At 73.1% G+C, this 15,906-nt stretch carries 10 protein-coding genes; 8 read left to right on the top strand and 2 right to left on the bottom strand.

From position 1 onward, the window contains the following. The first annotated feature begins 28 nt into the window (after positions 1 to 28). Genes MJ876_RS17695 through MJ876_RS17685 form a run of 3 tightly spaced genes read left to right on the top strand, consistent with a single transcriptional unit; the run spans position 29 to position 3,567 of the window. On the top strand, positions 29 to 1,156 hold the full coding sequence (locus MJ876_RS17695) for an aromatic ring-hydroxylating dioxygenase subunit alpha (RefSeq protein ID WP_240238395.1): 1,128 nt from the start codon (positions 29 to 31) through the stop codon (positions 1,154 to 1,156). Position 1,157: 1 nt separating this feature from the next. Next, a complete protein-coding gene (locus tag MJ876_RS22345; RefSeq protein ID WP_240238394.1) occupies positions 1,158 to 2,177 on the top strand; it encodes a PDR/VanB family oxidoreductase in 1,020 nt (339 codons plus the stop codon). A gap of 31 nt (positions 2,178 to 2,208) precedes the next feature. Beyond that, a complete protein-coding gene (locus MJ876_RS17685; protein ID WP_240238393.1) occupies positions 2,209 to 3,567 on the top strand; it encodes an MFS transporter in 1,359 nt (452 codons plus the stop codon). A 61-nt stretch (positions 3,568 to 3,628) separates the two neighbouring features. Here the strand turns inward: MJ876_RS17685 and MJ876_RS17680 are convergent, their stop codons facing one another. Further along, positions 3,629 to 6,385: a bifunctional GNAT family N-acetyltransferase/acetate--CoA ligase family protein gene (locus MJ876_RS17680; protein ID WP_240238392.1), complete on the bottom strand. Its 2,757-nt coding sequence runs from the start codon at positions 6,383 to 6,385 to the stop codon at positions 3,629 to 3,631. Between the two features lie 66 nt (positions 6,386 to 6,451). On the opposite strand from MJ876_RS17680, the gene MJ876_RS17675 reads away from it, so the two are divergent. The 5 genes from MJ876_RS17675 (at position 6,452) to MJ876_RS17655 (ending at position 13,618) form a co-directional block, all read left to right on the top strand. Further along, positions 6,452 to 8,938, top strand: a complete 2,487-nt coding sequence (locus MJ876_RS17675) for a DNA topoisomerase (ATP-hydrolyzing) subunit A (RefSeq protein WP_240238391.1) — start codon at positions 6,452 to 6,454, stop codon at positions 8,936 to 8,938. A gap of 4 nt (positions 8,939 to 8,942) precedes the next feature. Then, complete coding sequence (locus MJ876_RS17670; RefSeq protein WP_240238390.1) at positions 8,943 to 9,683, top strand: LppX_LprAFG lipoprotein; 741 nt, start codon at positions 8,943 to 8,945, stop codon at positions 9,681 to 9,683. 34 nt (positions 9,684 to 9,717) lie between these two features. Next, positions 9,718 to 11,475 carry an MFS transporter gene (locus tag MJ876_RS17665; RefSeq protein WP_240238389.1) on the top strand — a complete coding sequence of 586 codons (1,758 nt, stop codon included), beginning with the start codon at positions 9,718 to 9,720 and terminating at the stop codon, positions 11,473 to 11,475. Positions 11,476 to 11,496: 21 nt separating this feature from the next. Continuing rightward, the gene (locus MJ876_RS17660) at positions 11,497 to 11,991 is read left to right on the top strand and encodes a carbonic anhydrase (protein WP_240238388.1); all 495 of its coding nucleotides are present in this window, start codon (positions 11,497 to 11,499) and stop codon (positions 11,989 to 11,991) included. A gap of 130 nt (positions 11,992 to 12,121) precedes the next feature. Continuing rightward, positions 12,122 to 13,618 (top strand): hypothetical protein, encoded by a 1,497-nt coding sequence (locus tag MJ876_RS17655; protein WP_240238386.1) that lies wholly within the window; start codon positions 12,122 to 12,124, stop codon positions 13,616 to 13,618. 51 nt (positions 13,619 to 13,669) lie between these two features. Here MJ876_RS17655 and MJ876_RS17650 read toward each other — a convergent pair whose 3' ends face one another. Continuing rightward, positions 13,670 to 15,733 carry a type IIA DNA topoisomerase subunit B gene (locus MJ876_RS17650; RefSeq protein ID WP_240238435.1) on the bottom strand — a complete coding sequence of 688 codons (2,064 nt, stop codon included), beginning with the start codon at positions 15,731 to 15,733 and terminating at the stop codon, positions 13,670 to 13,672. Positions 15,734 to 15,906 lie beyond the last annotated feature (173 nt).

The raw sequence follows: 15,906 nt of genomic DNA, 5'->3' as shown, positions 1-15,906 counted from the left end.
CCCGACCCACCGTCACCGAGGAGCCGCCGTGAGCGTGCTGGACCAGCACCGGACCACCACCGCCAAGATCTTCCCCCACCCGCTCGACGCCTGGTACGTCGCCGCGTGGGACCACGAGGTCACCGCGCGGAAGCCCCTGGCGCGCACCGTCGCCGGCCGCCCGCTGGCGCTCTTCCGCACCCCCGACGGCCGCGCCGCGGCCCTCGCCGACGCCTGCTGGCACCGCCTGGCACCGCTGTCGATGGGCGAGCTGACCCCCGAGGGCGGCATCCAGTGCCCGTACCACGGGCTGCGGTACGACGCGTCGGGCCGCTGCACGTCGATGCCGGCCCAGCAGACCGTCAACCCGTCCGCGGCCGTGCCGTCGTACCCCGTGGTCGAGCGGTACCGCTACGTGTGGGTCTGGGTCGGCGACGCCGAGAAGGCCGACCCCGACCTGGTCCCCGACATGAGCCAGATGGACTCCCCCGAGTGGGCCGGCGACGGGCTGCTCATCGAGGCGCCCTGCAACTACCAGCTGGTGCTGGACAACCTCATGGACCTCACGCACGAGGAGTTCGTGCACGGCAGCAGCATCGGGCAGGCCGAGCTGTCGGAGTCGGAGTTCGACACCACGCACGACGGCGACACCGTGACCGTCTCACGCTGGATGCGCGACATCGACCCGCCGCCGTTCTGGGCGAAGAACATGCGCGACAAGTTCCCCGACTTCACCGGCAGGGTCGACCGCTGGCAGATCATCCACTACCGGGCGCCGTCCACGATCTGCATCGACGTCGGCGTCGCCAAGGCCGGCACCGGTGCGCCCGAGGGCGACCGCTCGCAGGGCGTCAACGGCTACGTGATGAACACGATCACCCCGGAGACCGACCGCAGCTGCCACTACTTCTGGGCGTTCATGCGCAACTACCGCCTCGAGTCGCAGCTCATCACCACCCAGCTGCGCCAGGGCGTCGAGGGCGTCTTCGCCGAGGACGAGGCGATGCTCACGGCGCAGCAGAGGGCCATCGACGCGCACCCGGACTACGAGTTCTACAGCCTCAACATCGACGCCGGCGGCATGTGGGTGCGTCGCATCCTCGAGGCGATGCTGCGCGCCGAGGGACGCCTCGACGAGCCCGCCGACCGGCCCACCGACCTCACCCGGGCGGGCTGACGTGGTCGCCGAGGCCCGGCCCCGCTGGGGCGACGCCGAGGTCGTGGCCGCCGTCGACGTCGCCGACGGGATCCGGCGCATCACGCTGCGCCGTGGGGCCCGCGAGCCCCGCCGCGCGCCTGCCGGCTCCCACCTCGACGTCGAGGTCGACCTGGGCGGCGGGCGCCGGGACGTCCGGTCGTACTCGATCGTCTCCTCCGACGAGACCGCCACCGAGGTCAGCCTCTCGGTGCTGGCCGTCGCCGACAGCCGCGGCGGGTCGCGCCACATGCACGCCCTCGCCACCGGCGACCGCCTGCGCTGCACGCAGCCGCTGCAGAACTTCGAGCTGCGGCCCGGGCACGCCCGCCAGGTGCTCCTCGCCGGCGGCGTCGGGATCACCGCCCTGCTCGCGATGGGCGAGATCCTCGCCCGCCGCGGCGCCGACCACGCGTTCGTGTACGCCGGCCGCACCCGCGGCGCCATGGCTTACCTCGACGACGTCGTCGAGCGCCACGGCGACGCGGCGCGGATCCACGTGGACGACGAGGGCACCCCCCTCGACGTCCCCACGCTCGTCGCGGAGATCGCGGCGCACCCGGCCGGCCACGACACCGAGCTCTACATGTGCGGCCCCATCCGGCTCATGGACGCGGTGCGGCGCGCCTGGGCCGACGCCGGGCTGCCCACCCACCACCTGCGGTTCGAGACGTTCGGGTCGTCGGGGTGGTTCACCCCCGAGGAGTTCGAGGTCGTCGTCCCCCGTCTCGGCCTCACCCGCACCGTCCGCGCCGACTCCACCGTGCTGGAGACGCTCGCCGAGGCCGGCGTCGAGATGATGTACGACTGCCGCAAGGGCGAGTGCGGGCTGTGCCAGGTCGACGTCGTGGACGTCGACGGCCACGTCGACCACCGCGACGTCTTCTTCTCCGCCGACGAGCACCGGACCACCCGCCGGATGTGCACCTGCGTCTCCCGGGCCGCGCGCGGTGACGACCGTGCGAGTGCCGGCGCCGCCGTCCTCACCCTCGACCTCCCCTGACCGACCGATCCAGTACCGATCCAGGAGCACCATGAGCACCACACCCACCGACGTCCGCGACGTCATCAGCCACGGCCGCATGACCGGACGCCAGACGACCGCCGTCGTCGTCGCGATCTTCCTCAACGTCGTCGACGGCTTCGACATCCTCGTCATGGCCTTCACCGGCGCCTCCGTCAGTGCCGAGTTCGGTCTCGGCCCGGGCGGTCTCGGGCTGCTGCTGTCCGCCGGCCTGGTCGGCATGGCCATCGGTTCGGTGGGTCTCGCACCCCTCGCCGACCGCGTCGGACGGCGTCCGGTGACGATCGCGAGCCTGAGCCTCATCACGGTCCTCATGGCGGCCTCGGCCCTGGCGCCGTCGGCCACCGCGCTCGGGGTGCTCCGGTTCCTCACCGGGCTCGGGATCGGCGCGATGCTGCCGAACCTCAGCACCTTCGTCTCGGAGTTCTGCACCGCCCGCTGGCGCGAGCCCGCGATCACGCTGAACTCGCTGGGCTACGCCCTCGGCGGCACCATCGGCGGGCTGCTCGCCGCCCCGCTGATCGCGGCGTACGGCTGGCGCGCGGCCTTCTGGCTGGGCGCCGCCTTCGGCCTCACCGGCCTGCTCCTGACCCTGGCCTTCGTGCCGGAGTCCGTCCACCACCTCGTGGTCCGACGCCCTGCCGACGCCCTCGACCGCGTCAACGGCGTGCTGCGCCGGATCGGCCGCGCACCCGTCGACGCGCTGCCGCCCGAGGAGACCGTCGCCCGCGCGCGGCTGGCCGACATGTTCCGCGGCGACCTCGGCCGCACCACCGTGCTCATCTGGGTCGCGTTCTTCTGCGTGATGGCGTCGTTCTACTTCGCGAACTCGTGGACGCCGCAGCTGCTCGCCGGCGCCGGGCTGTCGGAGCAGCAGGGCATCTACGGCGGCGTCCTGCTCTCGGTCGGGGGCGTGCTCGGCGCACTGGTCTTCGCGGCCGTGGCGGTGAAGGTCCCCGCGAAGCTGGTCGAGGCGGGCGCCCTGCTCGGCGGCGCCGTGATGTTCGTCGTCTTCTCCCTGGCGCTGAGCCAGGCCGTGCCCGCGCTGGCCGCCGCGACCCTGGTCGGCTTCTTCACCAACGCCGCGATCGCCGGCATGTACGCCGTCGTCGCGACGCGCTACCCCTCGGCCATCCGCGGCGCCGGCGTGGGCTGGGCCGTCGGGGTGGGGCGCCTCGGCGCCATCCTCGCGCCCACCATCGCCGGCTGGCTGCTCGCCACCGGCATGGGCGGACGTGGCCTCTTCGTCGTCTTCCTCGTGCCGATGGTGGTCGCCGCGGTCGCCGTCCTCGCCCTCGGCCGGCCCGCCGCCGCGACGGCGACGTCCGACAGGGCCACCGACCCGAAGCAGCCCTCGCCGGCCGTGTGAGGCGCCCGGGGCGCCCGGGGCGCCCGGGGCGCCCGGGGCGCCCGGCCCGTGACCGGCCGGCTCAGTCCTGCAGCGTGTCGCCCGGCATGGTGGAGAGCCGCCGCACGAACCAGTCGGAGCGCGGGTCGACGACCGGGGCGACGTGGGCGGAGGCGTTCAGGACGCGGGCGCCCTCGGTGCCGACCAGCACGAGAGGCAGGTCGACCGCCTGCAGCTGCGGGAGGTCGTTCTGCAGGCCCGCGACGCGGCGCAGCAGGCGCTCGATCTCGTCGACGTCCGCGGGCTCGCTGCCCCGGTATCCGAACAGGATCGGCGCACCCTTCACCTCGCGCACCATCGCGGCCGCGTCGCGGCGGCTCAGCGGCGGGATCCGGTAGGCCTTGTCGCCGAGCAGCTCGGTCAGCGGCCCGGAGATGCCGAACGAGATGACGGGCCCGAACAGCGGGTCCTCGGTGCTCGAGATGGCGACGGGCACGCCCGGCGGCGCGGTCTCCTGGACGACGAAGCCGGCGTCCTCGGGGTCCGTCAGCAGCGCGGTCAGCGAGTGCCAGGCCTCGCGCATCTCCTCGGGCGAGTTGATCCCGCGACGCACGTGCGCCTGGTCGGGGCGCTGGCGCAGGCGCTCCGCGGTGGCCTTGAGGACGACGTCCCACCCCATCCGCTCGCCCGCGTCGAGGGCCTGGGACAGGTCGTCGACCCGCGCCGACCGGCTCAGCTCGACGCCGTACGCGCCGAGCAGGGTGCGCAGCTCGTCGCGGGTGAGCTCGCGCCCCTCGGGGGAGTCGATAAGGACCTGGTTGACCAGCCGCTTGGCGGTGCTGGCGTCGATCTCGTCCTCGCCGTCGGCCGGCTGGTCGTCCGCCGCGACCGTCTGGGCGTCGTGCTCGGCGTGGTCGTCCTCCGCGCCGCGCAGCCACTCGACGTACCCGACGACGCAGGCGAGCGAGCGGACCGCGGACTCGACGGCCGGGTACGACGGCACCGAGCCGCGGCCCGCGGTCGAGCCGGCGACGTCGGGCACCCGCAGCAGCTCGGGCACCCCCTCGGCGCCGAGGAACGACGACACCAGCGGCTTGTCGGACTGCTCCCCCACGGCGGCGAGCACGTTGGCGACGTCCTCGCCGGAGACGTTGAGCGGGGGCACGTAGAGCGCCACCACGGAGTCGACCTCGGGGTCGTCGATGGCCTCGTCGAGGGCGTCCTCGAAGTCCTCGGCGGTGGCGTCCGCGCCCAGGGACAGGCTGCGGGTCACCGACAGGTTCACGGCCGCCGCGGCGTCGGTGGCCAGCAGGCCGAGGGCGTCGGAGTTGCCGACCACGGCCACCCGGCCGCCCGCCGGCAGCGGCTGGTGGGCGAGGAGCTGGGCGACGTCGAACATCTCCTCCAGCGTGTCGACCTGGATGATCCCGGCCTGGCGGAACATGGCGTCCACGGCCTGCCCGGGGGCGGCGATGGTGCGGACGGCGTGGCCCATCGGGACGCCCTGGCTGGAACGGCCGGAGCGGACGGCGATCACGGGCTTGCGGCGCGAGACCCGCCGGGCGATGCGGGAGAACTTGCGCGGGTTGCCGATGGACTCCAGGTAGAGCAGCACGACCTCGGTGGAGTCGTCGTCCTGCCAGTACTGCAGGAGGTCGTTGCCCGACACGTCGGCGCGGTTGCCCGCCGAGACGAAGGTCGACAGCCCGAGCCCGCGGTTCTGCACCTTCTCCAGGATGGCCGTGCCCAGCGCGCCGGACTGGCAGAAGAAGCCGGCGCGGCCGCGCGGCGGCATCACCGTCGACAGCGACGCGTTCAGCGAGTGGTCCGGCGAGGTGTTGATGATGCCGAGGCAGTTCGGGCCGATCAGCCGCAGGCCGTACGAGCGGGCCAGGCCGACCAGGCGACGCTGGCGCTGCCGGCCCTCGTCGCCGGTCTCGGCGAAGCCGGAGGAGATGACCACGAGGCCGTGGACGCCCTTGCCGGCGCAGTCGAGGACGACCTCCTCCACCTTGTCGGCGGGCACCGCGACGATCGCCACGTCCACGGGGTCGTCGATGTCGGTCACCGACTCGTACGCCGGCATGCCCGACACGGCCTTGGCGCCCGGGTTCACGGCGTACACGCGGCCGGTGAAGTCGCCGGTCACCAGGTTGCGGACCAGGGTCTGCCCGATGGTGTCGGAGCGGCGGCTCGCCCCGATCACGGCGACGGACCGGGCGTGGAAGAAGGCCTGGATGGAGGCCGACTCGGCGCGGTGCTCCCGCTGCTCCATCACCCCGATCGCCGTCTCGGTCGGGTCGATGCCGAACTCGAGACGGATCACGCCGTCCTCGTAGCCGGAGGCCATGTGGTAGCCGGCGTCGCGGAAGACCTGGACCATCCGCTGGTTGTCGGGCAGCACCTCGGCGCTGAAGCGGGACAGGCCCCGCTCGCGGCCCGCCTGCGCGAGGTGCTCGAGCAGCAGCTGGGCGATGCCGCGGCCCTGGTGACGGTCCTCGACCAGGAAGGCGACCTCGGCCTCGCCGTCCCCGACCACGTCGTAGCGGCCGACCGCGATCATGCGTTCCGCCACGGTGAGCACGAACGCCACCCGGTCGTGGTGGTCCACCTGGGTGAACCGCACCACGTCGCGGGCCGACAGCTGCGGCATCGGGGTGAAGAAGCGGTAGTACTTCGACTCGTCCGAGACCCGGGCGTAGAACTCGACCAGCAGGTCGGCGTCCTCGGGCCGGATCGGGCGCAGGTGCGCCGTGCGGCCGTCGCGCAGCAGGACGTCGGCCTCCCAGTGGCGCGGGGCGGTCGGGGCCGTGTGCTGCTCGGTCGCCTCGTCGGTCACGTCTGCAACGTACCGGCCCGGCGTGCCCCCGGCGCGGGTGTCGGCGGGCCCGGCGATGATGAGGCCATGGCACGACGCGGCACCAGTCCCCCGGCGGACGACTTCGAGGAGCACATCGTCGACATCGACGTCGGCGAGGAGATGCGGACCTCGTTCCTGGAGTACGCCTACTCCGTCATCTACTCCCGCGCCCTGCCCGACGCCCGCGACGGCCTGAAGCCGGTGCAGCGCCGGATCCTCTACACGATGACCGACATGGGCCTGCGGCCAGACCGTGGCCACGTGAAGAGCGCCCGCGTCGTCGGTGAGGTCATGGGTCGCCTCCACCCGCACGGCGACGGGGCCATCTACGACGCCCTCGTGCGCATGGCCCAGTCGTGGTCGATGAGGCTGCCGATGGTCGACGGCCACGGCAACTTCGGGAGCTCCGACGACCCGCCGGCGGCGATGCGCTACACCGAGTGCCGCATGGCACCCCCGGCGGTGGAGATGACGGCGTCCATCGACGAGGACACCGTCGACTTCCGCCCCAACTACGACTCCCGCGAGACCGAGCCGTCGGTGCTGCCGTCGGCGATCCCGAACCTGCTGGTCAACGGCGCGGCGGGCATCGCGGTCGGCATGGCCACGAACATCCCGCCGCACAACCTGGTCGAGGTCGTCGCGGCGCTGCGGCACCTCGTCGAGCACCCGGACGCCGACACCGCGGCGCTGATGCGCTTCGTCCCGGGGCCGGACCTGCCCACCGGCGGCAAGATCCTCGGCACCGACGGCATCACCGAGGCCTACGAGACGGGCCGCGGGTCCTTCAAGATGCGCGCCACGGCGCGCGTCGAGCAGGTCACGCCGCGGCGCAAGGGCATCGTGGTCACCGAGCTGCCGTACGGCGTCGGCACCGAGCGGGTGATCGAACGGATCAAGACGCTGGTGCAGGGCAAGAAGCTGCAGGGCATCAGCGACCTGAAGGACCTCACCGACCGCGAGCACGGCCTGCGGCTCGTCATCGAGGTCAAGAGCGGCATCAACCCGGACGCCCTGCTCGACCAGCTCTACCGGCAGACCCCGATGGAGGAGTCGTTCGGCGTCAACGCCGTCGCCCTCGTCGACGGCCAGCCGCGCCAGCTGACGCTGAAGGAGATGCTCGAGGTCTACCTCGGCCACCGCTACGACGTCGTGCGCCGGCGCTCGGTGTACCAGCGGGGCAAGGCCGCCGACCGCCTGCACCTGGTCGAGGGCCGCCTCGTCGCGCTGCTCGACATCGACGAGGTCATCCAGGTCATCCGCGGCAGCGACGACACCGCCCAGGCCCGTGAGCGGCTCATCGGGGTCTTCGACCTCAGCACGCTGCAGGCCGACGACATCCTCGAGATCCCCCTGCGCCGACTCACCCGCTTCTCGAGGATCGAGCTGGAGTCGGAGCGCGACGAGCTCGCCGAGCGGATCGCGGGGCTCGACGCCCTGCTCGCGGACGACACGCTGCTGCGCGCGAAGGTCTCCGAGGAGCTCGCCGAGGTCGCGAGGACCTACGGGACACCGCGTCGCACCGTCATCCTCGGCGCGGCGCCGACGACCGCCGCCTCGGCGCCCGTCGAGGTCGCCGACGACCCGTGCTGGGCCCTCATGTCGGGCGACGGCCTCCTGGCCCGCACGACCGGGCTCGACGGGTTCGGCGACGCCGGCGGCCGCGCCACCCGCGACGTCGTCGTCTCGGCCGTCCCCACCACCGCCCGCGGCGAGGTCGGGGTCATCACCTCGCTGGGGCGACTGGTGCGACTGCCCGTGGTGGAGCTGTCGCCGCTGCCCCCGACCGCCAACCACCCCAGCCTGCAGGGCTGCGTGCCGCTGAAGGAGCTCGTCGCGCTGCAGGCCGGCGAGCGCGCCGTCGCGCTCGCCCCGCTGGCCACCGAGGGGCCGGGCCTCGCGCTCGGCACCCGGCAGGGGGTCGTCAAACGGGTCAACCCCGAGGTGCTCGGGCGGGACGAGTGGCCCGTGATCGGGCTCAAGGACGACGACGAGGTCGTCGGCGCGGTCGCGCTCGACGACGGCACGGAGGAGCTGTGCTTCATCACCTCCGACGCCCAGCTGCTGCACTACGGGGCCGACGCCGTCCGGCCCCAGGGCCGCAGCGGCGGGGGCATCGCCGGCGTCAAGCTCGCCGCGGGCGCCCGGGTGGTCTGGTTCGGGGCGCTCGGTCAGGACGGCGACCGCGTCGTGGTCACCGTCTCGGGCTCCTCCACGGCGCTGCCGGGCACGGAGTCGGGCGCCGCGAAGGTCAGCCCCTTCACGGAGTACCCGGCGAAGGGCCGGGCGACCGGCGGCGTGCGCTGCCACCGGTTCCGCTCCGGCGAGGACGTCCTGCTCACCGCCTGGGCCGGGCCCGCCCCCGCCCGCGCGGCCGCCGCGAGCGGCGTCCCCGTCGACCTGCCGCCGGCCGACGGGCGCCGCGACGGATCCGGCGTCCCGCTGGCCCAGCCGGTCGACGCGGTCGCCGGCCCCCTGTCCGCGCGCGCCGCCGCGGCCGGGCTCTCGACCACCGACGCTGTGGAATCCTGACGGCATGTCGCAGTCGGCCCCCGCTCCCCGCCCGTCCCGCGTCCGCCGCACGGCGGCGGCCGCGGCGGGACTGACGGTGCTCGCCGGCCTGCTGGCGGCCTGCTCCGGTGGCGACGACGGGCCCGGCGAGGAGGGCCAGAGCCCGGAGGACGTGCTCGCCGAGGCGAAGCAGAACCTCGACGACACCCCGGGGCTCAACCTCACCGTCGAGACCGAGGAGCTTCCCGACGGCGTCCAGGGCGTCTCGTCCGCCGACGGCGCGGTGAACCGGCAGCCCGCCTTCGAGGGCACGCTCGGTGTCGAGACCAGCTTCGGCGGTGCCGACGTCCCCGTCGTCGCCGTCGACGACACCGTCTACGCCCAGCTGCCCCTCGGCCCCGGGTGGCAGGAGGTCGACCCGGAGCAGTACGGCGCCCCCGACCCCGCCCGGCTGCTGGACACCGAGACCGGTTTCTCGGCGCTGCTCACCGCCACCGAGGACGTCGAGGAGGGCGAGACCGTCCGCGGCGGCGAGGACAACAGCGAGGTGCTCACGGAGTACACGGGCACCGTGCCCGGCGAGGCCGTCCAGTTCCTGATCCCCAGCGCCGAGGGCGACTTCGACGCCGTCTACACCGTCGACGACGAGACGCTGCTGCGCCGCACCGAGCTCACCGGCGCCTTCTACCCCGACACCGACCCGATCACCTACGTCATCACCTTCGACGACTACGGGCTCGACGTCGACATCACCGCGCCGTCCTGACGCGGACGCCGACCCACCGTCCCGACCCAGCCCCGTGACCGTCAGCCGCGGCTCCCGCGCCCTGCTCGTCCTCGCCGCGGTCGCGGTGGCGTTCGCCGCGGCGGACACGTACGTCGTCGTGCTCGCGCTGCCGGACATGATGGCCAGCGCCGGCATCTCGGTCGCCGAGCTGCAGCGGGCCGCCCCGATCGTGTCGGGCTTCCTGCTCGGCTACGTCGCGATGCTGCCGCTCATCGGGCGGATCGCGGACCTCCGCGGGCGGGTGCCGGTCCTCGTCGCCTCGCTGGTCGTGTTCTCGCTGGGGTCGCTGGTCACGGCCCTCGCCTACGACCTGCCCAGCATGGTGGCCGGCCGCTTCCTGCAGGGCCTCGGCGGTGGCGGACTGGTGCCCGCGACCCTGGCGCTCGTCGCCGACCTCTACCCGCCCCGGCGTCGCGGCGTCCCACTGGGCCTCGTGTCCGCGGTCCAGGAGGTGGGTGCCGTCCTCGGGCCCCTGGTGGGCGCGCTGGTGCTCGCCGTCGCCGACTGGCGCGCCATCTTCGCCCTGAACCTCGTCGTCGGTCTCGCGCTCGCCGTCGCGGTGCGTGCGCTGGCCCGCCGAGGTGCCGGGGTCCCGGCGCCGACGGCGCCGGGCCGCCCCGACTGGCTGGGCCTGCTGCTGGCGCTGGCGACGTTGGCCGTCGGTTCGCTGGTGTTCCTGAGACCCTCGGTGCTGCTGCGCGACCTGTTCTGGGGCCGGCTGTGGATCCCCTTCGTGCCCGACGGGCGCTGGCTCTCCCCGGTCGGCGCCGCCGCGGCGGCCCTCGCCGTCCTGACCCTGCTGCGGTGGGCGTTCGCGCGACGTCCGCTGGTCGACGTCCGCGCCTGGGGCCGCAGCATGCGCGAGGCCGACCTCCTCGGGTCGCTGCTGCTGGCCGCCGTCCTCGCCGGCGTCATCCTCACCTTCGCCACCGCCGACCCCGAGGTGCAGCTCGTCTCCGACCGCGCCGTCTTCTACGTGGGCGGCTCCGCGGTGGCGCTGCTGGCCCTCGTGCTGCACCTGCGGCGCGCGGACTCGCCGCTCCTCCCCCGGGCCGCGCTGCGGGCCCGGCCCGCGTGGGGCGCCCTGGTGGTCAGCTTCCTCGTCGGCGCGGCGCTGATCGCGGCCCTCATCGACATCCCGCTGTTCGCCCGCACGACCGTCTACCCCGACTCCCAGCTGATGGCGGCCCTGGTGCTCGTCCGCTTCCTCGTGGCCCTGCCGGTCGGGGCCGTCCTCGGCGGCTGGCTGCTGCGCCTGCTCCCGGCGGGGGTGGTCGCGTCGGTCGGCATGGTCCTCGCCGCCGTCGGTTTCGCGTGGATGAGCACCTGGGGCCTCGACAGCCTGGAGCGGGCGAGCGCCACGATCCCGCTGCTCGTCGGAGGGCTGGGCTTCGGTCTCGCCCTGGCGCCCGTGAGCGCCGCCGTCCTCGCCGCGACCGACCCGGGGGTGCACGGCGTGGCGAGCGCCCTGGTGGTCGTGGCCCGCATGATCGGCATGCTGGTCGGCATCTCGGCCCTCACGACCATCGGCCTGCGCCGCTTCTACGCCGAGCGCGACGCGATCCCGCCGCTCTCCGAGGTCTGCGGCGGGGGCGGCTCGTGCCCGGCGTACGTCGAGGCGCTGAAGGAGGCGGGGATCGCCCAGGAGCAGACCGTGTTCCTGGGGGCGGCGGTCTGCGCCCTGCTCGCCGCGGGGCTCGCTCTCGTGCTGCTGCGCGGCGCGGCCACCCGGGACGTCTCGGCGGCCGGGGCGCTCCGCACGGGCACCTGAGGTGTGTCCTACCCTGCCGCCATGGGTGACTTCGACGACCTGCTCGCGGCGAACCAGGAGTTCGCCTCCGACTTCTCCCTCAGCGGCTTCGACGGCGTCGCGCACGCCGGCGTGGCCCTCGTGACCTGCATGGACTCGCGCATCGAGCCGCTCGGGATGGTCGGCCTCAAGCCGGGCGACGCGAAGATCTTCCGGAACCCCGGCGGGCGCGTGACGCCGCAGGCGCTGGAGGCCCTCGTCCTGGCCGTGCACCTGCTCAACGTCGACCGGGTCCTGGTCGTGCCGCACACCCGGTGCGCCGTGGCCAGCGCCACCGAGGAGGAGCTCCGCCAGCGGGTCGGCGAGTCAGCGGGCGTGGACGCCTCGTGGCAGTCCTTCAACGTCGTGCGCGACCAGCAGGCCACCCTGCGCGCCGACGTGTCCGCCGTCCGGACCCACCCCCTGGTGCCCGACCACGTCAAGGTCGGCGGCTTCCTGTACGACGTCGACTCGGGCCTGCTCGACCAGGTCTGCTGAGGGGCGGGCGCGCGGCGCGCCTGGGGCAGGCCGATACCGAAGCGTTGTACGAATGACGTTCGCAGTCCGGTACGACCACCTACGCTTCACCCGTCCACCCCCTGCGCCGACTCTCGGGGAGCACCCTTCCATGACCTTTGCCCTGCCCGCCGTCGCCTGGCGACGCGTGGTCCCGGCCCTGATCGTCGCGGCGCTGGTCTCGACGCTGTTCGTCGGTGGTGGGCCGGCCGCCCCCTCGCAGGGTGCGGTGAAGGCGCCGAAGGCGTCGGACTCGATCCGCGTGGACCTCGCCAAGCCCCGCTTCGGCCCCATCGACGGCTGGGGCATCGACCTCAAGCAGAAGTGCCGCTTCGGGAAGCCCAAGTGCCGCTCCCGGGCGCAGGCGTTCGCGACCAACCGCAAGAACATCGTCGAGCGCACCTTCGGCAGCGGTCGCTTCTCGTGGATCCGAGTCAGCTTCCGCGCCGACCGTCGTGGACTCGTCGAGAACCCCGACAACCCCGACGGCCGACCGATCATCGACTGGAGCTGGTACCGCCCGACGCTGCGCGCCATCAAGCGCATCCAGGCGGTGGACCCGTCGGTCCGCGTGTGGGCGAGCCGGGACACCGTCACCGACTGCGACCCCACCCCGGGCAACTACCGCGGCAGCTACGACGCGATGGCGCAGCCGGTGGACCCGAAGAACCCCACCACGTGCCCCGACTTCCACCCCTGGATGAAGGAGGGTGAGAGGCACGGCGGCAAGGTCATCCCCGCCCGGTACGGCGCCATCGCGGCCGACTACGTCGACTACATGCAGAACCACGGCGTGAAGATCAACGTGCTCGGCCTGGACAACGAGCCGCACAACAACGAGGGCCAGCTCAACCCGCCCCGCTTCCTGGCCGCCGCCAAGGCGCTGCGCAACCAGGTCACCACCCCCATGCCGCGGCTGATGATGAACTGCGCGAACAAGCCCGACCTGCGCTGGCTGCAGAACGCGAACGCGGGGATCCTGCGCCACATCGACTTCGCCACGTCCCACAGCCACCCGAAGCGTCGCCTGCGCGAGCGTGCGGTGGCCGGGAGGTTCGCGACCCTCGCACGCCAGCGCGGCCTCACGCCGTACAACACGGAGATGCACTGGGAGAAGACCCCGTGGGCGTTCGACGGCGTCGCCCAGTCGCTGCGGTCGGTCTTCGACCAGCTGGACGTCGGCTTCCGCGGCTTCTCCATCTGGGCGCACATCCCGGAGGGCGGGGACAGCAGCGGACCGCGCAGGAACAAGTCGCGCATCACGAACGCGCTGTTCGCCAGCACCTTCAAGGCCCAGCTGATGCGGACCACGGACTTCGACGGCGCGAACACCAACGACAAGCAGGTCACCACCCGCGCGTTCAAGCGGGGTCGGGTCGTCAACCTGTGGATCGTCAACGACCGCGCCAACGGCTACGCCCCGAAGGCGCTGGACCTGCGCAACGCCCGCGGCAGGCAGCAGACCCCGCGCACCGTGTCCTTCCAGCGCTGGTTCGTCGCCAAGACGGGCGGCATCGGCCAGGTCAACGGGCGCCCCAGCCGCAGCCGTGGCCTCGTCCGGGTCGGCGTCCCCGCCCACTCGGTGACCCTGGTCCGCATGCAGTTCTGAGCCAGGCCCGGCGGGGCGGGGGTCTCGACACGCCCGACCGGCGGTCGGGGCCTAGAAGTCCAGCTCGTCCTCGGTGAGCTGGCCGCCCGAGGTGGTGATGAACTCCTTGCGCGGGGCCACGTCGGAGCCCATGAGCAGGGAGAACCACTTGGTGGCGTCCTCGGCGTCGTCGACGGTGATGCGGCGCAGGGTGCGGCGGCGGGGGTCCATCGTGGTCTCCGCCAGCTGGTCGGCGTCCATCTCGCCGAGGCCCTTGTAGCGCTGCACCGGGTCCTTCCAGCGCAGGTTGCGGCGCTGGAGGTCGGCGAGCTTCCGCTGCAGCTCGCCGTCGGAGTAGGTGTAGACGACCTTGTCCATGCCCTTGCGCGGGTTGGTCAGCTCGATGCGGTGCAGCGGCGGGACGGCGGTGAAGACCCGGCCGGCGCGGATGAGCTCCGGCATCTGCGAGAAGAACAGCGTCGCGAGCAGGCAGCGGATGTGCGCGCCGTCGGAGTCGGCGTCCGCCATGAAGATGATGCGACCGTACCGGCACGCGTCGAGGTCGAAGGTCCGCCCGGAGCCGGCGCCGACCACCTGGATGATCGAGGCGCACTCGGCGTTCTTCAGGACGTCGGCGATCGTCGCCTTCTGGACGTTCAGGATCTTGCCGCGGATCGGCAGCAGCGCCTGGAACTCCGAGTCCCGCGCCAGCTTCGCGGTGCCGAGCGCGGAGTCGCCCTCGACGATGAAGAGCTCGCTGCGCTCGGCGTCGGTGGCGCGGCAGTCGGCCAGCTTGGCCGGCAGCGCGGACGACTCCAGGGCGTTCTTGCGGCGCTGGGTCTCGCGGTGGGTGCGAGCCGCGATGCGGGTGCGGGAGGCGTTCGCGACCTTCTCGAGCACCGTCTTGGCGACCGCCTTGTCGCCGCGCTTCGTGGAGGTCAGGAACGCCTTGAGCTCTTGGGCGACCACGGACCGCACGATCTTGCGCGCGTCGGGGGTGCCGAGGACCTCCTTGGTCTGGCCCTCGAACTGCGGCTCGGCCAGCCGCACGGTCACCACGGCGGTCATGCCCTCGAGGACGTCGTCCTTCATCACGTCGGGCTCGGCGGTCTTCAGGGTCTTCGACGCCCGGAGGGCCTCGTTGACCGTCCTCGTCACGGCCTGCTCGAAGCCGCTGACGTGGGTCCCGCCCTTGGGGGTGGCGATGACGTTGACGAACGAGCGGAGCTCGGTGTCGTACCCCGTCCCCCACCGCAGCGCCACGTCGACCACCAGGTCGCGCTCGACCTCGGTCGAGGTCATGTGGCCCTTCTCGTCGAGCAGCGGCACCGTCTCGGTGAAGCGGTCCTGGCCGCTGAGGCGCAGCACCTCGCTGACGGGCTCGTCGGAGGCGAGGAAGTCGCAGAACTCGCTGATCCCGCCGTCGTGGCGGAAGCTTTCGGTCCGGGGCTCGTCGCCGCGCAGGTCGCTGACCACGATCTCCAGGCCGGGGACGATGAACGACGTCTGGCGGGCACGGGTGACGAGCTCGTCGTAGGTGAACGCGGCGTCCTTGGTGAAGACCTGGCGGTCCGGCCAGAACCGGATCCGCGTGCCGGTGACGCCCTTCTTCGTCCGTGCCCCCTTGCGGGTCAGCCCGGAGACCGCCGTGAACGGCGCGGTCGGGCCGTCGCCGTCGTACGTGCCGGGGACGCCGCGGCGGAAGGACATGCCGCGGACGGCGGGCGAGCGCTCCACGTCGACGTCCAGCCGGGACGACAGGGCGTTGACCACCGAGGCGCCGACGCCGTGCAGGCCGCCGGAGGCGTTGTAGGAGCCGCCGCCGAACTTCCCGCCGGCGTGGAGCTTCGTGAAGATCACCTCGACCCCGGGCAGGCCGGTGCGGGGCTCGATGTCGACCGGGATGCCGCGACCGTTGTCGTGCACCTCGGCGGAGCCGTCCGTGTGCAGCGTCACCTCGATGCGGTCGGCGACGCCCTGCAGCGCCTCGTCGACGCCGTTGTCGATGATCTCCCACAGGCAGTGCATGAGGCCGCGGGTGTCGGTCGACCCGATGTACATGCCGGGGCGCTTGCGCACCGCCTCCAGCCCTTCGAGGACGAGGAGGTGCGCGGCGTTGTACGTGTTGTCGGAGATGGTGCGCTCCTGGGTCGGGGGACGTCGCGGCGGCGCGACACGCCGAATCTACTCAAGGCCGCCGACGGCGCCGGCCGCGCCACGCCCCGCCGGGACGCCCCGATCGGCGTCGCGAGGTCGGCGTGACCAAGTCGTCATGGTGTAGAGACCCGAAAGGCGGGGAACATTTCGAG

Origin of the sequence: Nocardioides sp. CFH 31398, from assembly GCF_022436705.1 — a bacterium.
Classification (GTDB): domain Bacteria; phylum Actinomycetota; class Actinomycetes; order Propionibacteriales; family Nocardioidaceae; genus Nocardioides.
Note: the sequence above shows the minus strand (reverse complement) of the source record. Positions and strands in the feature narration are given on the sequence as shown.

What these genes read in the sequence shown, in the direction of transcription:
- MJ876_RS17685 (WP_240238393.1), top strand. Translation starts at nt 2,209, where the DNA reads ATGAGCACCACACCCACCGACGTCCGCGACGTCATCAGCCACGGCCGC.
- MJ876_RS17675 (WP_240238391.1), top strand. Translation starts at nt 6,452, where the DNA reads ATGGCACGACGCGGCACCAGTCCCCCGGCGGACGACTTCGAGGAGCAC.
- MJ876_RS17670 (WP_240238390.1), top strand. Translation starts at nt 8,943, where the DNA reads ATGTCGCAGTCGGCCCCCGCTCCCCGCCCGTCCCGCGTCCGCCGCACG.
- MJ876_RS17660 (WP_240238388.1), top strand. Translation starts at nt 11,497, where the DNA reads ATGGGTGACTTCGACGACCTGCTCGCGGCGAACCAGGAGTTCGCCTCC.
- MJ876_RS17655 (WP_240238386.1), top strand. Translation starts at nt 12,122, where the DNA reads ATGACCTTTGCCCTGCCCGCCGTCGCCTGGCGACGCGTGGTCCCGGCC.